We start from the raw sequence: 19,223 nt of genomic DNA, 5'->3' as shown, positions 1-19,223 counted from the left end.
CTATGCTACATATCTATCGATGGTGCTGATTTGCGCCAACGACCCGCCGCCATGGCGGGTTTTTCATTTCTGGCGGCAAGCCACGAAATACCCGGTCCGGCGGGGCTTGCTTGCCCGAACGACTCAGCCGGCTTGCCCCATCCCGCTTGCCTTGACGCGCCGCAGCCGCTATCGCCTGCCACTTGCATGAACCTGGCCCAGGACTGACCATGACTCGCCCGATCATCGTGTTCGACCTCGACGGTACGCTGGTCGATACAGCGCCGGACCTGCTCGACAGCCTGAACCACAGCCTTGCCGCCAGCCACATCGCTGCGGTCGACGAAGCCGGCTTCAGGCGCTTTGTCGGTCACGGCGGCCGCGTGATGATCGAACGGGCACATGCAGCCCAGCAGCGATCGCTTGACGTCGAAGAGCACGATCGGCTGCTGAAACTCTTCCTCGATCACTACACCCTCAACATCCCCGGCAAATCGCGCCCCTACCCCGGCGTCGTCGAGGCGATCGCCCGCTTCGAGAACGCCGGCTATCTCCTGGCCATCTGTACCAACAAGTACGAAGCCAACTCGCTGGCGCTGATCGAGGCGCTTGGCCTGACGAAGCATTTCGCGGCAATCGCCGGGCAGGACACGTTCGCGTTCCGCAAGCCCGACCCGCGTCATCTCATCGAAACCATCAAACTGGCTGGCGGCGACCCGGATCGCGCGCTGATGGTCGGCGATTCGCAGACAGACATCGACACCGCCAAGGCGGCCGGCATTCCAGTGGTGGCGGTCGATTTCGGCTACACCGACCGCCATGTGCGCGAATTCGAACCCTCGGCGGTGATCTCGCATTTCGACGCCCTGACGCTCGATCTGGCGCAAAGGCTGATTGTCGCCGCAGGGAACTGACCAGAAAGCAGCCGGTGTCACGTCGGAGACGGGTCCACAGGACAACAATCCGATCCTTGCCGGAACGCCTGACACCGCCTTGACTTCCCGCACCCGCCTCCCTTATATCGCGGCTCGCTTGGCCTTCGGGCAACGAGCGGGCGATTAGCTCAGCGGGAGAGCACACCCTTCACACGGGTGGGGTCGCAGGTTCAATCCCTGCATCGCCCACCAAAATCCCTAGGAAAGTCAGCAGCTTACTAGCGTGTTGGCCAAAATCGTCGATCTAGGCCTTTTTCGTTTCGCCACTAAGTCGCCACCAATTCGACGATTGTTTTCGACACCGGCGTCGGGAACTGAGCAGCTGGCTTCGCCTCTTTCACGGTGGTATTCCGTCCCGAAGGCCCGAAATGCTCCGCTCGTTGGTAGGCTCCAACCTGTAATCGATTCCTTGATTGCCAGCCGTTTGCTTCTGTGCGCTAGGAGCGAGGCTCCGCAAGGCGTAGTCTTAGGTAGCGCCTCAACGTCCGCCCATCTCTGTGCTACATTGCAATTCAGCACGCTCAGGAAGTGTGTGCCGAACACGGGCTGGAGCCGGAACTACCGCCGCACTTTCGTCACTGGATTGAGCCGCGAGGAGGATCAAGCATGTCTGACCGCGCCGCCGTAGGCCCTCTGCAACTGGGCGAACGTGCGCCCAATTTCGTACTCGACGCAATTACTCGCGAGGGCAAGATAGCTATCGACGATTTCCGCGGCGAGAAGCCAGTGCTGGTTGGGCTGTATCGAGGTCTGCATTGTCCGTTTTGCAGGCGTCATATCGCGACGGTTTCGCTGCTCACACCAGCCCTTAACGCAAAGGGCATCGAAAGCCTCACGGTGGTGAACACGCCCATCGAGCGGGCGCGCCTTTATCTCCGGTACCATCCGATGGTTGGTTTGCTTGCTGCATCCGATCCGGAGCGCGTTTCACACCGCGCCTTTGGATTGCCCAACATGCAAATAGTAACTGAGGGCGAGAGCGCATTGCCGGACAAGGTCTCGATGAGCGATGTGAAGGCGATGCGGCTCAACGTGCCGGGCGAAATGCCTGAGCCGATGGATCCGTTTGCCACGCTCGAATATCTGAACAAGAAAGACAATTACGATATCACTGAAGCGGACCAGCAAATGATGGCAACCGGCGTGGGCCAGCTCACCGGCCAGTTCCTGCTCGACCGCAACGGCGTCGTTCGCTGGACGTTCTCCGAAGTTTTCGATGGCGGCTTGGGCGCCCACCCGAACTCTGAGGCGATGATGTCGGTCGCGTCGCATATTGGTCAGTAGCGGCGCAGTGCGCTGAGCGGGTGCACGGATAGCAGGTGTTTTGCAAACGTCAGTTCGAGCCGGGGTCGCCACGCTTTTGGCAGTCGCTTTTACGACGGGCTGAGTGCGGTGGGAATTCCAGTATGAGCGACCAACCACGCGCCAGCGCGGAAAGACAATGGCGTCGAGCCGCGATCAGCGCTTCATCGAGTGCAGGATGGCCTGCATGTGCTCTTCCAGGTCGAGTTCGCCCCGAGCCTCAGCGGTCAACAGGTACTCGGCCTTAGCCCGGCGGTCGCCTCGGCTGATCGCAGGATAGGAGCAGATGGCCAGCAATGCGTCCTGTTCAATCCGGTCTGCTCTCTTGCGTTCGTGGCTGCTACTGCCCGCTTGATGAACAACCTTGTAAAGCCCGGCATAGGTGGCTTCATGGGCTCCGATCAGCGCCCGCAATTCGGGTGAGGCGCCTTCCCCTTCAGCAAGTGTCGGTTCAACGACCGAGGCCACGGCGGCGAACGCGAGAAGTGTACGGCGGGTGACTTCGGGCATGCCTCATATCCCTGCTGTCTGATCATGCGGGCACACTATAGCACCGGCGCAACGGTTCGGAGAGATGCTCTGGGACGCGACCATACTGTCTGCTGACAAAATGTTTTCGCTCCCGCAGATCGCCCTCCCGGGGCTGGCCGGTTGAGGGCCCTGAAAAACCGAAAGCGCAGCGCGTTGAGCCCACAAGCCACCCCTCACCCCGCCTGCCGATTAACCCGGGGGCGACAACATCGCCCGCCGGGTGCCTTCGCGCTGTCAACCGCACCCTAGCGGCACGTGTGGCCTTAAGTCGCAATAACTGGCTTCCGAAAGCAGGGCCTTGGGCTTCATTGATGCTGTGACCAACACCATATGGTGATCCACAGCCCTCCAAAACGAGAGAAGCTCGCCCTGACGCGGTCGCACTGCGGCCGTCAGCCGGCAATGGCTATCAACTAGGAACCTGAAAATCATGCCTGAAAATACCAGACCAACTTCGAGAGACGTCCCCCTCATCCAGCTAGGCGTCTATCAGTGCCGCTTCCCGGTGAGCGAAGACGCGTCAGTACCCGGCGGTTACCGTTTTTGTGCTGGGCCAACTTCGCCGGATCGCGTCTATTGCGATCACCACCATAGCATCGTGACCGCCGTCGACCCTCGTCGAACCCGTTCTGGTCTCCAACCCGCCCAACGACGCGCCGCGTAAGTTAAGCGGGCGGCCTCCCCCGACCGCGAGCGCGACGAGGGGAGAGTTTCAGCAGAATTTCAGAAATCTTCCGGTACGCGACCGTTCCTTGGCGTCATTGTTCTAAAGAACGAACCGGATGAGGTCGAACATGTCGCTGAATGAGAACATGCGCCAAGCCGCCCGGCAGGAACTGCTGGAATTTGCGTCCAGCGTCATGGTTGGGTCCCCTTGTGCGCCCATGCCTGGAACAATGTTCGAAATGCTGGAGATCATCGCCGTGGAGAGGCGGATGACTTCCAGCCAAGGTGAAGACAGGTCAAATTCCTCTGATCCCTTGACGTCCGAGCCGATTGGGACCCCAATCAGGCTGCGTTTGGTCGAGCTGGTCAGATCGGCATTCAATGTCGCAAGGAAACGGTGGGCCCATACTGGCACTTGGCAGTTGCGAGCTTGATATTGCCCGCGGGCTGCTTGTGCGCGATGGAAAACCTGTTGCTCTGCGCTGCAAGGCGTTTGATCTGTTAACTTATCTCAGCCGGAATGTCGGGCGTGTCGCGACCAAGTCCGAACTGATGTCAGCGGTATGGCCCGATGTCTTCGTGACCGAGGACTCACTGACGCAGGCGGTCAGGGAGTTGCGAAAGGCGCTGCAGGACGAAAGCCAAACCATTATCCGCACGGTTGCCAAACGCGGCTACGTCCTCTCTCTTCCCGATACGCCAAGACAAGAGCGCTCTGGACAGCCGAGCGTTGCGGTACTGCGCTTCAGCAACGAAGGTGCGCCGGACGACTCCCCTTTGGTCGACGGTTTCGCCGAGGACATTGTCAATGCGTTGGCTCGCTTCGGAACGGTCGTTGTGCTGGCGCGCAATTCCGGATTTGCATTTGTCTCGGATTCCGCTTCCGATTGGCGTGCCGTTGGCGACAGCCTCGGCGCAACCTATCTGGTCCGCGGCAGGGCGACGACCCGCGCAGACGGCATGCGGGTCACCGTCAGTCTCATGACCGCTTCGACGGGTGAAGTCCTCTGGAGCGATACGTTTTCTGCTTCTGGCGGCCAGATCTTCGAAATGCAGGAAGAAATCGCCAGCCGTGTGGTGAACCGGCTGGTCGCTCGGCTTGACGACGCGGGTATCAAGCAGGCAACTCCGAAGCCTCCCGATAGCCTGGCCGCATATGAGCTTGTCCTGCGTGGACTGGCCCGGCTGCGCGGTTATGGCGATGATGACAATCAGGCCGCGCGCGATCTCTTTCAGGCTGCGGTCGACAAGGACCCGACCTATGCTTTGGCGCATTCCTACACCGCGCTCGCCGATCTCATTATCGGTGGCTATGCCGAGGCATCCTCGGCGTTGCTTGCTTCATTGATCGACCGCGCGGAGTGTGCGGTGACGCTGGCGCCGGAAGAGCCACGCTGCCATCGTGTGCTTGCCCAGGCCTTGATCTCTGCCCGCCGGTTCGAAGCGGCGGAACATCACCTTCAACGCGCGTTCGACCTCAATCCATATGACGCCGATACGATTGCGCAAATGGGGTACTTGCTCACGATGAGAGGCAGGCCGCTTGAAGCACTCGCGGCGATTGACAGTGCGATACGGATCAACCCGATCCATCCTGATTGGTACCACTATGATCGCGCCATCGCCCAATACTCGGCTGGAGATTACAAGGCCGCGCTTGTCAGCATGTCCAAGGTCCCACCGAGGACCCCCTGGCGACTAGCAAGGCTGGCGGGGTGTCACGCTCAACTCGGCGAACTGAATGAAGCTCAGCGCATTATGGCAGAGGTCAAGCGGATAGCGCCTGATTACTCGCCACTTGAGTTTGCGCAAACCGGAATCGCCTTCGAACACGCGAGTGATGCTGAACACCTCATTGCCGGCGTCGCCAAGGCACTCGCAGCCTATGAGGACCAAGGCTAGGGCCGACACCCGGGCCTGCTTTCCTCAACATCGCAATCCAATGCAACAGAGCTAGCAGCTGCAGTCCGCCCCTTCGCCGCCAAAATTCTTCTGGGCGAAATTCAGGGCGCTGCTGTAGCTCGTATAGCTCTGGAACTGACAGACGTCGGAGCCGTTCCGCACCTTCATCTGTTCGAGATCCCAGAACGAAACCTCGATGCGGTCGTCGGCGCAATAGACCGTGTAGCGTTCAGGTTCCAGCGCGTTGGCTTTCTGCACAGGCATGCAAACGGCCGGGATGGAAAGCACCGACAGTGCAAGCAAGAGACATGACGCGCGCGCATAGTGACCCCCAATGAACCGCCAAGATAATATGGCCATGAATACTGAAGCGGCGCATCGTGGTTTTTTTGGCGCACGGGCTTTTCTTCCGAAACCTGCAATCGGTGAACTCAATCGCCACGCACTTCAGCTGCGGAACAAACCGGCATGGCAGCGAGTTTCTGTCCGACGAGAACTTGAGGGAAAGCCATGTCCAGATTTCTGCTGGCGACAAGCGTCGCCGTTCTTCTCGCCGGCGGGCCGGTCTTTGCCGCGGACGAGCCCCTGTTGCCGCCGCCCAACGCCAAGAAACTGTCGGAGATCCTCGCCAAGGTCGAGAAGCGCGACGGCTTTCGCTATGTCAAGGAAGTCGACTGGGACAGCGGCGCCTACGTCGACACCTACTACACAGCCGACAAGGCCAAGGTCGAAATCACCTATGATCCCGTGACCGCCGAGCCAAAATAGGGTTCGTCGGCACGCGCCTTGAATTTAGTTCTATTGGCCTTTCCTGGCGCTGGCGCCGCCCCTCACCTGCCTGCCGGCATCCTCTCCCCGTATAGTGACGGGGAGAGGGGCGCTCTCATCGCCCATTTCGCCAATCACCAGCGTCGCCAGAATGGCGCTGAGGTTGCGGCCAGCCCCTTCTCCCCGTCACTATACGGGGAGAAGTGCCCGGCAGGGCGATGAGGGGCGGCGCCGATTTCGGCGATGGTCTTCGCCATAAGTCGAACTGTCATTGTCCTGAAGCGATTGCCCTGGCCTCGCCCAAAATTGTCCATTCTTGAGGTATGACATGCATGCCAGGGCGTGGGCCGCGCCTTGGGCAATCGTGGCTTGGGGGCAATCATGCGATCTTCCGTTCTAACCCGTCGTCTGGCAGTGCTGGCCATCATTCTGGCCGGCGGCATCCTTGGGGCCGCTCCGGCGCGGGCCGATGGGCCATCCTTCGACTGCGCCAAGGCAAGCCTGCCGGCGGAAAAGGCGATCTGCGCCGATCCGCAGCTGTCGGCCATCGACCTGCTGGTCTCCAAGGCGTTCAAGGATTTCGAGCCGGCATTCGACGGCGACAAGCGCAAGATCGCCCGAGGGCTGATTGCCGACCGCAATGCCTGCAAGAGCGACACCGCCTGCATCGTCAGCGCGCTGAACAACGCGCTGCAAACCTATGGCGCCGCGCCGCAATGGGTGCAGGACTACAACATCGCGCTGATCGGCAAGAAGGCGCTGGAGGCCGCGGCGCAAGACCCGAAAGAGACCGACCAGCCGCTGCCCTCGGCAATCGGCCAATGCGCCTCCACCCATATCAAGACGCTGACCACGCGGCTTGGCGACGATCCGCTGGAAACGGCCAGTCCGGATGGCGGCAGTGCCGCGACATTCACCAATGACGGCAGCGCCGTCTCCTATGATCGCGACCCTGGCCTGGCCGCCTCGAAGGTCGGCGACGCGGCCGTCATATGTCTGATCTCCATTCCCAGGGATTGCCCCAAGCACGATGAGCGCGGCCGCATCTACTACGGCATCGATCTCGCCATCAAGGCGTCATGGGCGCTGCCGGACTCGGAGCATATGTGCGGCGGCGCCTGAATGCCGCTTCGTGTTCCGCGTGGCGCTGCCCCTCACCTGCCTGCCAGCATCCTCTCCCCGTATAGTGACGGGGAGAGGGGCGCTCTCATCGCCGGTTTCGCCCATCACCAGCGTTGCAAGACGAGCGCCGTCGTTGCGGTCAGCCCCTTCTCCCCGTCACTATACGGGGAGTTGAGGAGTGGTCCGCGTAGCGGACGAAAAAGCCAATTGCTTGGCTTTTCGAACGACGAACGCCCGGCAGGGCGATGAGGGGCGGCGCCGACCTCCGCAATCGGTGGTCTCCACCGCAAGTCGAGCTTGTCATTGGTCTGGAGCGACTACCCCGCACCATCCTGCCCCTCCCCTTGCGTTAGTCTCGCTTTGATGGCTGACTGCGGCCCATAGGCGCCGCATGGGGGATGGGCATGGCGACGGCGAAGCACGTGCTGAAGCGCATACTGATGATGTTGGCCGGCTACCTCGTATCGGTGCTGGTCGGCTTGATCGCTGTCGTGGCGATCTACGCGGCGCTCAGTTCCCTACCCAACGCGCCCGCCTATTTCGACGTCATGGGCGTCTCGCCGATCGCCGTCCTTGTGGTTCCGCCGCTCGGCATGTTCGTCTATTTCCTGACGATTGTCGTGACCGCACTGCAGACGCTCATCTTCGCGCTGATTGCCGAACTCTTCTCGTTGCGCAATTTCCTGCTGCACATGTTTTTCGGCGCCGCGGCCGCCGCCGGCGGGTTCTTCCTGATCTGGCCAAGTTCAGCGGAGGACATGGACCCCGAGCGCTGGGCCGACATCGGCATCATCGCCGCCGCCGGCCTTGTCGCCGGATTGGTCTATTGGCTGATCGCCGGACGCGACGCGGGTTTCAGGCGCCCGCTGTTCGAGCTCGGCTGAAACTGTTTCAGCCGACGCGCTCTAGAAGCCGAAAACGGCCGTTGCTCAACTCGACGGCGAGCGCACCGCCTCGGTGGCGTCCAATGCCTGCTTGAGCCGCGTGTCGCGATCGTAGACGTCGCCGAAATATTCGACCTTGCCGGACATATCAGGCCAGGCGGTGAAATAGGCGACATAGACCGGGATCTTGCGCGTCACGTCCTCGGTCGAATGCCCGTGCTTCAGCTTCTCGGCGATGTCGTCGACCGAAGTGCCGAGCACGGCGGCGGCCATGCCGCGCGGATCTTGCAGCCGCACGCAGCCATGGCTGAGCGCACGCATATCCTGGTTGAAGAACGATTTCTGCGGCGTGTCGTGCATGTAGATCGCGTGCTTGTTGGGGAACAGGATCTTCAGTTCGCCCAGCGCATTGGCTTCGCTCGGCTGCTGGCGCACGCTGTAGGGAATGTTGGCGCCATACGCGCCCCAGTCGACCGCCGACGAAGGGATGCGCTTGCCGCGCGAATCGGTGACCTCATAGCCGGCCCGGTCGAGATAGCCGGGATCGCTGCGCAGCCGGGGCAGCATCTCGTTGACGATGATCGACTGCGGCACGCCCCAATAGGGATGGAAGTCGACCTGCTTGATCTGGTTGTAGAAGAAGGCGGTCTGGTTGGTGGTCCGGCCGACGACGACACGCGTCTTCAGCTTTTCCTCGCCATTGTCGATATAGCTCGCCGTGAAGGCCGGCTGGTTGATGAAGACACGCGGGCTGCCGAGATCAGAAGGCAGCCAGCGCAGTTCCTCCAGCGCCACCTCAACCTTCAGCAGCCTGTCGGCCTTGGATGTTCCGGCCAGCGTTGCGACGGTGCGCGGTCCAATGACGCCGTCGCCCTTCATGCCGGCTTTCTTCTGTACGGCCTCGATCACCGGAACCAGTTCCGGGACATAGACTTCGCTGGTGGCCAGCCTCGCGAGGGTCTCGCCATAGGCGCCACCCATCTCGTCATCGAGATTGCGGGCGATCAGGGTCAGCAGCTTCGGCAGTTCGGGGCTGGTTTCGCCCGGCTTCAGCAACAGCTTGGGGTCGACGACGATCTCGTTCTCGGCGCTGGCCTGCAAGGATTCCAGTTCGACGCGCAGCGCCTGGTATTCCGCATTCTGAGGATGCCGCGATTCGAGATAAGTGCGCACCTCCTGGGTATGCGCCATCGTTTTCAGCACGCCCTGCAAGTCGAGCGGCTTGGCCGGGAAATCATAGTAGCCGGTCATGCGGTTGGGCTCGACGCGGCCGTTCTGGGCATCGTGGGCATAGCGCAGCACGCGTGCCGAGAGCGACATCTCGAAGCGGACGAGCTCTTTCAGCTGTGCATTGGCGTCGGCCGGCGAGGCGTTGGCGGCAGGCACATTGACCGTGTAGTCGGCCGGCTCGAGGCCGTAGCTCGCTGCCTCGCCCAGCACCCGCACCGCATCCTGCGCGCGGCTGTTGAGGCCCGTGCCGGTCACCCAGATGAAATCCGGATTGGCCGAATAGTAGGCGATCAGCGCCTTGGCGATATCGGGCTCGGCATAGAGCTCGTAGTCGCTCAAGCCGGCAATGGCGTCGTGGAACGCAGCCCCCGTGGCTGAGGGCACGAAAGCGGCATCCTGCGGGGCCGCCGGCATTGGTGCCGCTGCCAGCGCCGAAAAGTCGATGCGCACCAGCCGATCGGCCTTGTAGGTGTAGTAGGACGGGCTGCTGATTTTTGTGCCGCCGCCGCTACCCGGCACTTTCGGCTTGTGCTTGGGCGGCGGCGGAAACTCACCTTGCGGCTCGTGCCTGACGCCACCCCCGAAAAGCATGTCGAAGAGCCCTTGCGCGCCTGCCTGTGGCACACCGAAGGCCAGCGTTGCCGAGATCGCCACCAGCGGCATCACGGTTGCTTTGTTTCGGAGGAATTTCATGAATCACCCGCCCGGTTGTACCCGGTTCCCGTTCCGCACCGTTAAGACGATCTCGCTCACCGCATGGCGGATGTAAGGCGCGACTATACTGATTCATACTGATTTCGTTAAGCTTCCATAAATTTTGGAAGGCTTGTTGCAGAACGGTTTCACAACATCGTGACGGCCGAAGCGGGGGTGTCTCCGCTCCGGCCGGGGGAAATCCTCCGGGGATCAGGCGTTGGCGCCACCGTCGATGGTCAGCGCGGCGCCGGTGACGAATCGGCCCTCCGGCCCTGCGAGCCAGGCGACCATGCCGGCAATGTCTTCGGCTTTGCCAAAGCGCGGCGTTGCCATCTTCTGGCGCTGGTGTTCGGCGTGCGGGCCATCGGCCGGATTCATGTCGGTGTCGGTCGAACCGGGGTGGACGACATTGGCGGTGATGCCGCGCGGGCCAAGGTCGCGCGCCAAGGCCTTGGTCAGGCCGACGAGCGCGGCCTTGCTGGCCGAATAGGCGCCAAGACTGGTGTCGGTCACCCGCTCGGCAAGATTGCTGCCGATCGAGATGATCCTGCCGCCCTCGCCCATATGCACTGCCGCCGCCTTCGAGGCGATGAACGGCGCCCTGAGATTGACCGACATGGTCTCGTCGAAATCGGCGAGCGACAGGGTGTCGATGGGTGCGGCGCGCCAGATGCCGGCGCTGTTGACCAGGATGTCGAGCCGGCCGAATGCGGCCACAGCGTCATCGACGGCCTTGTCTATGGCCACCGCATCGCGGTTGTCGGCCTTGATGGCGATGACGCGGCCGCCCTTGGCCTCTATCTCGGCAACGACCGAGCGGGCCTGCTCCGCGCCATGCACATAGGTCAGCGCGACGCTGGCGCCCTCGGCGGCAAGCCGTCGCGCAATCGCCGCACCGATGCCGCGACTGCCGCCGGTGACGAGCGCGGCCTTGCCGTTCAAGCTGTCGGATGACATTTGATTCTCCTTTTTGTAATGATCGATACATAAATAACTGTCAGTCTTGCCCGGCCGCGTCAACTGAATTATGTATCGATCAACACAGAAAAGAGCGTCATGTCGGAACGAGGCCGCCCCCGCACCTTCGATCGAACCGCAGCCCTGCACCGCGCGATGGAGGTTTTTTGGGCTCGCGGTTACGAAGGCGCATCGATGAGTGAGCTGACCGCCGCCATGGGCATCAACTCGCCCAGCCTCTACGCCGCCTTCGGCAGCAAGGAGGCGCTGTTCCTCGAGGCGACCGATTTCTATTCGCGCACCGAGGGTGCCGACATCTGGCTGGCGCTTGAGGAAGCACCGACCGCGCGGCAGGCGATCGAACAATTTCTATGCCTGACGGCGAAAGCCTACGCGCAGACCGATCGCCCGCAGGGCTGCCTGATAACGCTCGGCGCTTTGCACCAGGACTCCAGCCGCGGCGCCATCTGCGACGATCTGCGCCGTCGGCGCGCCGAAAACCATGCCGCCCTGTGCAAACGTCTCGAACGCGGCGTTGCCGAAGGCGAACTGCCGGTCGGATTCGACTGCAGCGCTGCCGCCACCTTCTACGCCACGGTCCAGCACGGCATGTCGATCCAGGCCCGCGACGGCGCCTCGCATTCGGCGCTTCTGGCAACCGTGGCCGGCGCGATGGCGGCGTGGCAGACGATGGCCGGCACGGACAGAGCGTGACAAACGCCGGCCATTGTGCTGCAAATCCAGACAGCCAGCCGGTCGGGAGGACAAGCCTGTGAAAAAAGGGTATCGCGAACTGCTGGATGAGGCGAATGCCGAGATCGAGGTGGTGTCGCCGGAGGAAGCGGCCGGGCTGCTTGACGATGAAGACACCATCTTCGTCGACCTGCGCGATCCGCGCGAGGTCGAACGCGACGGCAGGATCCCCGGCGCCAAGCATGTCACCCGCGGCATGCTGGAATTCTGGATCGACCCCGAAAGCCCCTATCACAAACCGTTCTTCGCTTCGGGGAAGAGCTTCGTCTTCTTCTGCGCCGGCGGCTGGCGCTCGGCGCTGGCCACCAAGACGGCGCAGGACATGGGACTATCGCCGGTCAAGCACATCCTTGGCGGCTACACCGCCTGGAAGGCGGCCGGACTGCCGGTCGAGCCCGGCGGGAAGAAGAATTAGCCTCGATGGCCGTTCAGTGCAGCAGCGACGGCTCGCGATGCTCGCCGACGAAACCGACCGCGCGTCCGACCACGCCCTTGTCGGCAAGGATGCGGCGGTGGCCGAGGCCGTCAGCCCAGTAGAGCCGCACATGGCCGCCGGCGCCGGCATAACGTGTTGCATGGTCGGCCGGAACTTCACGGTCGTCCGGTGCGTGGATGACCAGGGTCGGCACCGGCGCATCGGCGAGCTGGCGGTCGCCGGTGAATTCGTGCAGCGGCCGGCCGGAAAGATGTTCGACACGGTCCGCCATGGCGGCCTGCGAGCGAGGTCCGACATTGAGCATGCGGCTGAAGTCGGCAAAGATCGCCGGCAGGGAACTGGGCGCCGCGATCAGCACCAGGCGTCCGGCCGCCAGCGGCGGGATGTTCTTGACCGAACCGGCGAGGGCATTGGCGGCGACGGCGCCACCGAAGGAATGGCCGACAACAGCCACGAATGGGCCGAACCATTGGCCGGCGACCCGCACCGCATCCACGGCATTGACCATGTTCAGCCGTCGGCCCTGCGACTGGCCGTGGCCAGGCAGGTCAAGCGAAACCACCCTGTAGCCGGCAGCGCGATAGCCTTCGATCAGCGCACGCATATATTCGGTGCGCGAACGCCAGCCATGCACGACAAGCACCGTGCCGGCGGCCGCCCTGCCCGGCTCCGGCCGGAATTCGTGCACCATGACACAGCCGGTCGCGGTCTTCAGCCGGTGATGGCGTGCCTCGGTCATGAACGCAGCCGCTCGGTCGACGGCGCGGCGCTCGCCATCGCTGAGCGCCTTCACATTCGGCGTGCGGCAGAACAGTTCGAAAGCCGCGCGTCCGGTCAGGCGCGGCGCAATACGCTCGGCCGCACCAAACACCCGCCGGATGACCTTCAGCCCGATTGATGCCATAGTGAGAATCCATCCATACGTTCAAGCATGAACATAATAGTTCAAAGATGAACAATAAACAAGAGTTACCTTGGGACAACCCGCGTTTTCGCAACTGGGTCGCGGTGGCGCGCGCCTGCCATGTGCTTGAACGCACGCTGGCGACCAAACTGGCGCCGCTCGACCTGAAGCCGGCGCAGCTCGACGTGCTGATGAACCTCTATCGCCACCCCGGCATGTCGCAGCACGACCTTGCCCGCAAGCTGCTCGTCGGCCGCTCCAACATCACAATGCTCCTGCCGCAGCTGGAGGCGCGTGGCCTGCTGCGCCGCGAAGGCGACGAGAAGGACAAGCGCATCCTGCGGCTTGCACTGACCGAAGCCGGCGAGACGCTGCTGATGCAGGCGCTGAAAGTGCACATGGCGCTGATCGAGAAGGCGATGAGCCAGTCGACGCCGGAACAATGCGACATGATCGGCGAGCAGATGCGCAAGATCTATGATGTGCTGAAAGACGCCTAGAGCCGGATGATTTCAGGTCGGATCGACCCGAAATCTGAATCCGCCTCTAAATCAAAGAGATAGAGCATGATGTCGTCCGAAAACCGCTTCACACTTTTCGGCATCATGCTCTAGCCCTTTCAACCCCGAAACCTACCACATCGTCTTCTTCGCCCGCTCCGGCCATTCCTTGTCGTAGGTCTCGCCGTCGATGTTCCTGCGGCTGGTGATTTCCAGGATCTGTCCGGGCGTCGGCAGCGACTTCGGGTCGACATGCCTCGCCGGGTTCCACAGCTCGGAGCGGACAATGGCGCGGGCGCATTGGAAGTAGACCGTATCGATATCGACGACAGTGACCGAGCGCGCCGCCTTGCCGTCCACGGTGAACGACGCGCACAGCGCTGTATCCGTCGTGATATGGGCCCGACCGTTGATGCGCAGCGTCGTGCCGGAGCCCGGCACGAGAAACAAAAGACCGACGCGCGGGTCGCGGATGATGTTTTTCAGCGAATCGGCGCGGTTGTTGCCGCGACGGTCCGGCATCATCAGCGTTTTCGGATCAACGATGCGCACGAAACCGGCGAGATCGCCGCGCGGCGAACAGTCCAGGCCCTCTGGTCCGCTGGTTGCCAGCGCGACGAACGGCGAGGCCTCGATGAAGGCTGCGTATTCCGGAATGACGTGATCGAGTTCCTTGACCAACGAAGCCTCGCCTGGAACGCCATAGAGCGCCTCGAGCTGCTCGACCGTGGTGATGACCGACATCTTCCTCGTCTCCAAACCTTTGCCGGCGCTACCCCACATCGATGACGTTTTGACGACAGCGACGGCCTAGCGGTCCCGGCTCAAGCCCTTTTCCGCAAGCTCGGCGAGATAGGCATTCCAGCGCTCGTCCTTTTCATGGCCGAGCGTGTGCAGGTAATTCCAGGTGAAGATGCCGGTGTCGTGGAAATCATCGAAGGTGATGCGCACCGCATAATTGCCGACCGGCTCGATCTTCAGGATCGCCACATTGCGTTTACCGGGGACCGTCACCCGCTGATCCGGCGAATGGCCCTGCACTTCGGCCGATGGCGAAGCGACACGCAACAGCTCCGCCGGCAGTTCGAACGGCCGATGATCGGGAAAGGTGACCGACAGCAGTTTGCGGTCCTTCGAGACCCGGAGTTCCCTGGGTGCGGTCATGGTGTTCGATCCCGTAGCAATCCACCCTTCCCTACGCTGCTTCGCCGGAAGGGAAAAGGCCGTTGAGGTGAGCCGACATGCGATGTCGGCCAGGGAATGTTACCAAAGATCGAGAAGCGGTATCTTGAATGGCAGGCCGGATCGTATCACATAGCGGTATATAACGATGCCGCTCACGGCCACGGGAATTGCTTGAAGCATGGACATGATCGATCCTTTTGGGCGCACCATCAGCTATCTCAGGGTGTCGGTCACCGACCGCTGCGACTTCCGCTGCACCTATTGCATGGCCGAGGACATGGCCTTCCTGCCGAAGAAGGACCTGCTGTCGCTGGAAGAACTCGACCGGCTGTGCACGGTGTTCATCGAAAAAGGTGTGAGGAAACTGCGCCTCACCGGCGGCGAGCCGCTGGTTCGCAAGAACATCATGCACCTCGTGCGCCAGCTGTCGCGGCATCTCGAAAGCGGCGCGCTGGAAGAATTGACGCTGACCACCAACGGCTCGCAGCTGTCTCGCTTCGCCGCCGAACTCGCCGATTGCGGCGTCAATCGCATCAACGTCTCGCTCGACACGCTCGATGCCGACAAGTTCCACAAGATCACCCGCTGGGGCCATCTCGACAAGGTCATGCAAGGCATCGATGCAGCACTTGCGGCCGGGCTGAAGGTCAAGCTCAACGCGGTGGCGCTGCGCGATTTCAACGACGCCGAACTGCCCGACATGATGCGTTGGGCGCATGGCCGCGGCATGGACCTGACGGTCATCGAAACCATGCCGATGGGCGAGATCGACGCCGACCGGACCGACCAGTACTTGCCGTTGTCGCTGCTGCGCGCGTCGCTGGAACGCCAGTTCACGCTGGCCGACATTCCCTTCAAGACCGGCGGCCCGGCCCGCTACGTGCATGTCGCCGAGACCGGCGGACGGCTCGGCTTCATCACGCCGATGACGCATAATTTCTGCGAAAGCTGCAACCGCGTCCGGCTGACCTGCACCGGCACGCTCTATATGTGCCTCGGCCAGGAGGATGCCGCCGACCTGCGCGCGCCCTTGCGTGCGTCCGAAGGCAACGAGCTGGTTGCCGAGGCCATCGACGAAGCGATCGGCCGCAAGCCGAAGGGCCATGACTTCATCATCGACCGCCGGACCAGCCGCCCCTCCGTTTCGCGGCACATGAGCGTCACCGGCGGCTGATCTTTGCGCGAAATTCATGCAGGATCGCCTCCGGGTCATTGGCTTCGAGGCGGGATATGCTGAGTCGTTCCTCATTTCTGGCGGTTATCGCAACAATTGCAGCGACAAACGCCATTGCCGCGCCATTCACTTACACCAATGAGCGCTTCGGCACCGTCTGCACCTTTCCCGACGACATCTTCACCGACCGCCAGCCCGAGCCGGACAATGGCGACGGACAGGCGTGGCTAAGTGCCGACGGCGCCAGCCTGATCTGCTCGGGCATCCTCAACGTCGACGACGACACGCCCAAGGGGTTCGTCGCGGCTGAGAAAACCAGCGATGAGCCCGGCTACAAGGTCACCTACAGCAAGGCCGGCAAGGACTGGGCGGTGCTGTCGGGCTTGAAGGATGGAAAGATCTTTTACGAGCGACGTCTGTTCGGCCGGGATGGCGTCATCCGAACGGTCTGGATCGATTACCCGCCGGCCCTGAAATCGAAATACGATCCGCTGGTCGGCGCCATCGCCGGCAGCCTCAAGGGACCATGAGCATTTTCGGCCACACCGTGGACAAATCTCCGCACGCGAATGTTCGCCTGATTTACCGGTGGCGTTTTCCCGCTTAGCCTCCGTCTCGTAGCGGTCTTTCGCTCCGGGGGAATACACCATGCGCAAACTTCTTCTTTCGTTCGCATTGCTTGGCCTCGCCACCTTGCCCGCTGCGGCCCAGTCGATCGGCGGCACGTATACCGTCGCCGGCACCAATTTCGACGGCTCGGCCTATGGTGGCGAAGCCACCATCACGCTGACCAGCGGGACGACCTGCGCGATCCATTGGGAGACGGGCGGCTCGTCTTCGGACGGTATCTGCATGCGCAATGACGACGCCTTCTCGGCCGGCTATGTGATGGGCAAGGACATCGGCCTTGTCGTCTACAAGGTCGAGGATGACGGGTCGCTGCACGGCCTGTGGACGATCGCCGGCAAGGAAGGCAACGGCACCGAAATTCTGACGCCGAAGAAATAAGGTCCGCCGCCATGGCAGGCGATATTCTGGGCACCGGACAATCCTGTGGCCCAGCCCTTTGCTGTTGCTGTTTCATGCCCGAATGCTACAGGCTTTGGCAAAGCAGAGCCGGTAGTCATCTTGCCCCTTTCTCCAAACCTTCGCGGCGCGTTGTTCATGGTTGTGGCGATGGCCGGCTTCACCCTCAACGACGCCATAACCAAATACTCGTCGCAATCGATGAACATGGCGCAAGTCATGCTGATCAGGGGAGTGTTTGCCACCCTGTTCGTCGGCTCGCTTGCCTGGCAGCGCGGTGCCCTCGTCCGGCTACGCTCGATGCTCGAGCCAATGGTGGCGCTGCGCGTCCTCGGCGAAGCCGGCGGCACGGTGACGTTCCTGATCGCGCTCGCCCATTTGCCTATCGCCAGTGTCTCGGCTGTACTCCAGGCGTTGCCGCTGGCGGTGACGATGGGCGCGGCACTGGTCTTCAACGAGGGCGTCGGTTGGCGGCGCTGGCTGGCCATCGCCATCGGATTTGCCGGTGTGCTGGTCATCGTGCGGCCAGGTTTCGAGGGGTTCAGCGTCTACTCGCTGGTGGCGCTGGCCTGCGTTGCCTGTTGTGCGGTACGCGATCTTGCCACCAAGCGGATTCCCAAGGCCATTCCGACGCTGCTGGTGTCGACCGCTACCGCGTTTGCCATGACAATCCTGGGAGCCGCGTTGCTTTCGCCGATGGGGGGCTGGACGCCGATGACGGGAAACAGCACAGCCTTGTTGGCGCTCGCCGCGGTGCTGGTGCTCATCGGCTACCAGTTCATCATCATGGCGATGCGGGCGGGCGACATCTCCTTCATCGCGCCGTTCCGCTACACGGCCCTGATCTGGTCGATCCTGCTTGGCCTGTTCGTCTTCGCCGATATTCCCGATCTGCCGATGATCGTCGGCGCCACGATCATCATCGGCTCCGGCCTCTATGCGCTTTACCGCGAGCGAGTGGTCGGCCGGCGTAAGATCGTTGCCGAGAGCACCGGGCCAAGCATGGTCCCGGACGGAATCTAGCCGGCTCTTGTGATTTCCGACGGCTGGCGTACAGGCTCGGTGGCATGAAGCGAGATGTTGCAGGGCTCATTCTGGCCGGCGGCCAGTCAAGACGAATGGGCGGTGGCGACAAGAGCCTGTTGCCGCTTGGCGGTGGTCGCGTGCTCGACCAGGTCGTGTCGCGCCTCGGCCCGCAGATCGCCCCCCTGGCGCTCAGCGCCAACGGTGACGCCACACGCTTCTCACGCTACGAGCTGCCAGTGCTTGCCGACACTGTGACCGGCTTTGCCGGACCGCTTGCCGGAATCCTGACCGGCCTCGAATGGGCCGCCGCCAACACGGCTTGCAAGACTGTCGTCACCGCTGCCGGCGACACGCCCTTCCTGCCGCTGGATCTTGTCGAACGACTGGCGACAGCCACCGATCAGCGTCCTGGTTCGATTGCCGTTGCTTGCTCGGCCGGCAAGCGCCATCCGACCTTCGCGCTGTGGCCGACGGACTGCCGCGACGCCTTGCGGCACTTTCTGGTCGATGAGGATATCAGGCGGGTTTCGGCCTTCATCGACCGGCATGGATTTGTCGAGGTGGAATTCCCGGTTCTGCAATCCGCAGGCCAACCGGTCGACCCTTTCTTCAACATCAATGTGCCCGATGATCTTGTTCAGGCCGAACGTTTGTTGCGGAGCATGAGATCATGAACAGACGCGTCTTCGGCATCACCGGCTGGAAGAATTCCGGTAAGACGACATTGACCGAAAGGCTGGTCACCGAACTTGTCCGGCGCGGCTGGAAGGTGTCGACGGTGAAACACGCCCATCATGACTTCGACATCGACAAGCCGGGCGCCGACAGCTTCCGCCACCGGCAGGCTGGCGCCACCGAAGTCGCGATCGTGTCAGGAAACCGTTGGGCGCTGATGCACGAACTGCGCGGTGAGAATGAGCCGACGCTGGAGGCGATTCTATCACGGCTCGCGCCGTGCGATCTGGTGCTGGTCGAAGGCTACAAGCGCGAAGCCCACCGCAAGATCGAAACCCGACGGCTGGAAGCGAAGGACCGCACACCGCTGTCGGCAACGGATCCCAACATCGTCGCTGTCGCCGCCGATTTTGCGGCCGAAGGCGAGCTCTTGCCGGTGTTCGATCTCGACGATGTGAAATCAATAGCCGACTTCATCGAGCGGGACATTGGGCTCGTTGCTTGAGAGCTAACGCAGCGGCAGAATAGCCTTGCCCATTTTTGCGGTTTTGCAGTTGCTTTTTTCTTGGAAA

23 protein-coding genes, 1 tRNA gene and 1 pseudogene are annotated in these 19,223 nt (G+C 62.2%); 17 read left to right on the top strand and 8 right to left on the bottom strand.

The window, feature by feature from the left end; all coding sequences use genetic code 11:
• Positions 1 to 209 precede the first annotated feature (209 nt).
• The 3 genes from CGZ66_RS37305 to CGZ66_RS37295 all read left to right on the top strand — a co-directional run bounded on the left by CGZ66_RS37305 (position 210) and on the right by CGZ66_RS37295 (position 2,198).
• Positions 210 to 893, top strand: coding sequence for a phosphoglycolate phosphatase (locus tag CGZ66_RS37305; protein ID WP_095091554.1), 684 nt, complete (start codon positions 210 to 212; stop codon positions 891 to 893).
• Positions 894 to 1,031: 138 nt separating this feature from the next.
• Positions 1,032 to 1,106: transfer RNA gene (locus tag CGZ66_RS37300), tRNA-Val, on the top strand.
• 414 nt (positions 1,107 to 1,520) lie between these two features.
• Complete coding sequence (locus tag CGZ66_RS37295) at positions 1,521 to 2,198, top strand: peroxiredoxin-like family protein (protein WP_095091553.1); 678 nt, start codon at positions 1,521 to 1,523, stop codon at positions 2,196 to 2,198.
• A 174-nt stretch (positions 2,199 to 2,372) separates the two neighbouring features.
• Here the strand turns inward: CGZ66_RS37295 and CGZ66_RS37290 are convergent, their stop codons facing one another.
• Positions 2,373 to 2,726: a hypothetical protein gene (locus tag CGZ66_RS37290; protein ID WP_095091552.1), complete on the bottom strand. Its 354-nt coding sequence runs from the start codon at positions 2,724 to 2,726 to the stop codon at positions 2,373 to 2,375.
• A 433-nt stretch (positions 2,727 to 3,159) separates the two neighbouring features.
• Here CGZ66_RS37290 and CGZ66_RS41945 point away from each other — a divergent pair.
• Positions 3,160 to 3,411: pseudogene (locus tag CGZ66_RS41945) on the top strand (GcrA family cell cycle regulator); the annotation flags it as partial.
• Positions 3,412 to 3,513: 102 nt separating this feature from the next.
• Here the strand turns inward: CGZ66_RS41945 and CGZ66_RS37280 are convergent.
• Positions 3,514 to 3,795 (bottom strand): hypothetical protein, encoded by a 282-nt coding sequence (locus CGZ66_RS37280; protein ID WP_095091550.1) that lies wholly within the window; start codon positions 3,793 to 3,795, stop codon positions 3,514 to 3,516.
• Between CGZ66_RS37280 and CGZ66_RS37275 the strand changes: the two genes are divergently transcribed.
• Entirely contained in the window at positions 3,795 to 5,315 is a 1,521-nt protein-coding gene (locus tag CGZ66_RS37275; RefSeq protein ID WP_095091549.1) for a winged helix-turn-helix domain-containing protein, read from the top strand. The two genes, CGZ66_RS37280 and CGZ66_RS37275, sit on opposite strands and share 1 nt — an antisense overlap.
• A gap of 51 nt (positions 5,316 to 5,366) precedes the next feature.
• On the opposite strand, the gene CGZ66_RS37270 is transcribed toward CGZ66_RS37275, so the two are convergent.
• Positions 5,367 to 5,579 carry a hypothetical protein gene (locus tag CGZ66_RS37270; RefSeq protein ID WP_143748955.1) on the bottom strand — a complete coding sequence of 71 codons (213 nt, stop codon included), beginning with the start codon at positions 5,577 to 5,579 and terminating at the stop codon, positions 5,367 to 5,369.
• A gap of 246 nt (positions 5,580 to 5,825) precedes the next feature.
• Between CGZ66_RS37270 and CGZ66_RS37265 the strand changes: the two genes are divergently transcribed.
• The 3 genes from CGZ66_RS37265 to CGZ66_RS37245 all read left to right on the top strand — a co-directional run bounded on the left by CGZ66_RS37265 (position 5,826) and on the right by CGZ66_RS37245 (position 8,089).
• Entirely contained in the window at positions 5,826 to 6,083 is a 258-nt protein-coding gene (locus tag CGZ66_RS37265) for a PepSY domain-containing protein (protein ID WP_095091547.1), read from the top strand.
• Between the two features lie 381 nt (positions 6,084 to 6,464).
• A complete protein-coding gene (locus CGZ66_RS37255; RefSeq protein ID WP_095091546.1) occupies positions 6,465 to 7,205 on the top strand; it encodes a lysozyme inhibitor LprI family protein in 741 nt (246 codons plus the stop codon).
• A 398-nt stretch (positions 7,206 to 7,603) separates the two neighbouring features.
• Positions 7,604 to 8,089, top strand: a complete 486-nt coding sequence (locus CGZ66_RS37245) for a hypothetical protein (protein ID WP_167392387.1) — start codon at positions 7,604 to 7,606, stop codon at positions 8,087 to 8,089.
• Between the two features lie 45 nt (positions 8,090 to 8,134).
• Here the strand turns inward: CGZ66_RS37245 and CGZ66_RS37240 are convergent, their stop codons facing one another.
• On the bottom strand, positions 8,135 to 10,012 hold the full coding sequence (locus CGZ66_RS37240) for a L,D-transpeptidase family protein (protein WP_095091545.1): 1,878 nt from the start codon (positions 10,010 to 10,012) through the stop codon (positions 8,135 to 8,137).
• Positions 10,013 to 10,225: 213 nt separating this feature from the next.
• Positions 10,226 to 10,972, bottom strand: a complete 747-nt coding sequence (locus CGZ66_RS37235) for a 3-oxoacyl-ACP reductase family protein (protein ID WP_095091544.1) — start codon at positions 10,970 to 10,972, stop codon at positions 10,226 to 10,228.
• A 99-nt stretch (positions 10,973 to 11,071) separates the two neighbouring features.
• Here CGZ66_RS37235 and CGZ66_RS37230 point away from each other — a divergent pair, with 99 nt between their 5' ends.
• Both CGZ66_RS37230 and CGZ66_RS37225 read left to right on the top strand, forming a co-directional pair.
• Positions 11,072 to 11,686 carry a TetR/AcrR family transcriptional regulator gene (locus tag CGZ66_RS37230; RefSeq protein WP_095091543.1) on the top strand — a complete coding sequence of 205 codons (615 nt, stop codon included), beginning with the start codon at positions 11,072 to 11,074 and terminating at the stop codon, positions 11,684 to 11,686.
• A gap of 58 nt (positions 11,687 to 11,744) precedes the next feature.
• A complete protein-coding gene (locus tag CGZ66_RS37225; RefSeq protein WP_095091542.1) occupies positions 11,745 to 12,140 on the top strand; it encodes a rhodanese-like domain-containing protein in 396 nt (131 codons plus the stop codon).
• A gap of 13 nt (positions 12,141 to 12,153) precedes the next feature.
• Here the strand turns inward: CGZ66_RS37225 and CGZ66_RS37220 are convergent, their stop codons facing one another.
• Positions 12,154 to 13,065: an alpha/beta hydrolase gene (locus tag CGZ66_RS37220; RefSeq protein WP_095091541.1), complete on the bottom strand. Its 912-nt coding sequence runs from the start codon at positions 13,063 to 13,065 to the stop codon at positions 12,154 to 12,156.
• Between the two features lie 47 nt (positions 13,066 to 13,112).
• Here CGZ66_RS37220 and CGZ66_RS37215 point away from each other — a divergent pair, with 47 nt between their 5' ends.
• Positions 13,113 to 13,565, top strand: a complete 453-nt coding sequence (locus CGZ66_RS37215) for a MarR family winged helix-turn-helix transcriptional regulator (RefSeq protein WP_095091540.1) — start codon at positions 13,113 to 13,115, stop codon at positions 13,563 to 13,565.
• A gap of 132 nt (positions 13,566 to 13,697) precedes the next feature.
• Here CGZ66_RS37215 and CGZ66_RS37210 read toward each other — a convergent pair whose 3' ends face one another.
• Positions 13,698 to 14,309, bottom strand: coding sequence for a pyridoxamine 5'-phosphate oxidase family protein (locus CGZ66_RS37210; protein WP_095091539.1), 612 nt, complete (start codon positions 14,307 to 14,309; stop codon positions 13,698 to 13,700).
• A 66-nt stretch (positions 14,310 to 14,375) separates the two neighbouring features.
• On the bottom strand, positions 14,376 to 14,729 hold the full coding sequence (locus tag CGZ66_RS37205) for a gamma-butyrobetaine hydroxylase family protein (RefSeq protein ID WP_095091538.1): 354 nt from the start codon (positions 14,727 to 14,729) through the stop codon (positions 14,376 to 14,378).
• Positions 14,730 to 14,928: 199 nt separating this feature from the next.
• Here CGZ66_RS37205 and moaA point away from each other — a divergent pair, with 199 nt between their 5' ends.
• The 6 genes from moaA to mobB all read left to right on the top strand — a co-directional run bounded on the left by moaA (position 14,929) and on the right by mobB (position 19,156).
• Complete coding sequence (gene moaA, locus CGZ66_RS37200) at positions 14,929 to 15,924, top strand: GTP 3',8-cyclase MoaA (protein ID WP_095091537.1); 996 nt, start codon at positions 14,929 to 14,931, stop codon at positions 15,922 to 15,924.
• A gap of 56 nt (positions 15,925 to 15,980) precedes the next feature.
• Positions 15,981 to 16,454 carry a hypothetical protein gene (locus CGZ66_RS37195; protein ID WP_095091536.1) on the top strand — a complete coding sequence of 158 codons (474 nt, stop codon included), beginning with the start codon at positions 15,981 to 15,983 and terminating at the stop codon, positions 16,452 to 16,454.
• 118 nt (positions 16,455 to 16,572) lie between these two features.
• Positions 16,573 to 16,932, top strand: a complete 360-nt coding sequence (locus tag CGZ66_RS37190; protein WP_095091535.1) for a hypothetical protein — start codon at positions 16,573 to 16,575, stop codon at positions 16,930 to 16,932.
• Positions 16,933 to 17,052: 120 nt separating this feature from the next.
• The gene (locus CGZ66_RS37185; protein WP_095091534.1) at positions 17,053 to 17,973 is read left to right on the top strand and encodes a DMT family transporter; all 921 of its coding nucleotides are present in this window, start codon (positions 17,053 to 17,055) and stop codon (positions 17,971 to 17,973) included.
• 44 nt (positions 17,974 to 18,017) lie between these two features.
• Positions 18,018 to 18,650, top strand: coding sequence for a molybdenum cofactor guanylyltransferase MobA (mobA, locus tag CGZ66_RS37180; RefSeq protein ID WP_095091533.1), 633 nt, complete (start codon positions 18,018 to 18,020; stop codon positions 18,648 to 18,650).
• Complete coding sequence (mobB, locus tag CGZ66_RS37175; RefSeq protein WP_095091532.1) at positions 18,647 to 19,156, top strand: molybdopterin-guanine dinucleotide biosynthesis protein B; 510 nt, start codon at positions 18,647 to 18,649, stop codon at positions 19,154 to 19,156. Before mobA ends, mobB begins: the two co-directional genes overlap by 4 nt.
• Positions 19,157 to 19,223: the final 67 nt, after the last annotated feature.

The sequence above is a fragment of the Mesorhizobium sophorae genome (assembly GCF_002270415.1).
GTDB classification, from domain to species: Bacteria; Pseudomonadota; Alphaproteobacteria; order Rhizobiales; family Rhizobiaceae; genus Mesorhizobium; species Mesorhizobium sophorae.
The sequence above is the reverse complement of the archived record's forward strand: the minus strand, read 5'-3'. Positions and strand labels throughout refer to the sequence as shown.

Excerpts from the sequence above, each read along its gene's own strand:
- CGZ66_RS37305 (WP_095091554.1), top strand. The coding sequence starts at position 210 with ATGACTCGCCCGATCATCGTGTTCGACCTCGACGGTACGCTGGTCGAT.
- CGZ66_RS37295 (WP_095091553.1), top strand. The coding sequence starts at position 1,521 with ATGTCTGACCGCGCCGCCGTAGGCCCTCTGCAACTGGGCGAACGTGCG.
- CGZ66_RS37290 (WP_095091552.1), bottom strand. The coding sequence starts at position 2,726 with ATGCCCGAAGTCACCCGCCGTACACTTCTCGCGTTCGCCGCCGTGGCC.
- CGZ66_RS37275 (WP_095091549.1), top strand. The coding sequence starts at position 3,795 with ATGTCGCAAGGAAACGGTGGGCCCATACTGGCACTTGGCAGTTGCGAG.
- CGZ66_RS37270 (WP_143748955.1), bottom strand. The coding sequence starts at position 5,579 with ATGCCTGTGCAGAAAGCCAACGCGCTGGAACCTGAACGCTACACGGTC.
- CGZ66_RS37265 (WP_095091547.1), top strand. The coding sequence starts at position 5,826 with ATGTCCAGATTTCTGCTGGCGACAAGCGTCGCCGTTCTTCTCGCCGGC.
- CGZ66_RS37255 (WP_095091546.1), top strand. The coding sequence starts at position 6,465 with ATGCGATCTTCCGTTCTAACCCGTCGTCTGGCAGTGCTGGCCATCATT.
- CGZ66_RS37245 (WP_167392387.1), top strand. The coding sequence starts at position 7,604 with ATGGGCATGGCGACGGCGAAGCACGTGCTGAAGCGCATACTGATGATG.
- CGZ66_RS37240 (WP_095091545.1), bottom strand. The coding sequence starts at position 10,012 with ATGAAATTCCTCCGAAACAAAGCAACCGTGATGCCGCTGGTGGCGATC.
- CGZ66_RS37235 (WP_095091544.1), bottom strand. The coding sequence starts at position 10,972 with ATGTCATCCGACAGCTTGAACGGCAAGGCCGCGCTCGTCACCGGCGGC.
- CGZ66_RS37230 (WP_095091543.1), top strand. The coding sequence starts at position 11,072 with ATGTCGGAACGAGGCCGCCCCCGCACCTTCGATCGAACCGCAGCCCTG.
- CGZ66_RS37220 (WP_095091541.1), bottom strand. The coding sequence starts at position 13,065 with ATGGCATCAATCGGGCTGAAGGTCATCCGGCGGGTGTTTGGTGCGGCC.
- CGZ66_RS37215 (WP_095091540.1), top strand. The coding sequence starts at position 13,113 with ATGAACAATAAACAAGAGTTACCTTGGGACAACCCGCGTTTTCGCAAC.
- CGZ66_RS37210 (WP_095091539.1), bottom strand. The coding sequence starts at position 14,309 with ATGTCGGTCATCACCACGGTCGAGCAGCTCGAGGCGCTCTATGGCGTT.
- CGZ66_RS37205 (WP_095091538.1), bottom strand. The coding sequence starts at position 14,729 with ATGACCGCACCCAGGGAACTCCGGGTCTCGAAGGACCGCAAACTGCTG.
- moaA (WP_095091537.1), top strand. The coding sequence starts at position 14,929 with ATGGACATGATCGATCCTTTTGGGCGCACCATCAGCTATCTCAGGGTG.
- CGZ66_RS37195 (WP_095091536.1), top strand. The coding sequence starts at position 15,981 with ATGCTGAGTCGTTCCTCATTTCTGGCGGTTATCGCAACAATTGCAGCG.
- CGZ66_RS37190 (WP_095091535.1), top strand. The coding sequence starts at position 16,573 with ATGCGCAAACTTCTTCTTTCGTTCGCATTGCTTGGCCTCGCCACCTTG.
- mobA (WP_095091533.1), top strand. The coding sequence starts at position 18,018 with ATGAAGCGAGATGTTGCAGGGCTCATTCTGGCCGGCGGCCAGTCAAGA.
- mobB (WP_095091532.1), top strand. The coding sequence starts at position 18,647 with ATGAACAGACGCGTCTTCGGCATCACCGGCTGGAAGAATTCCGGTAAG.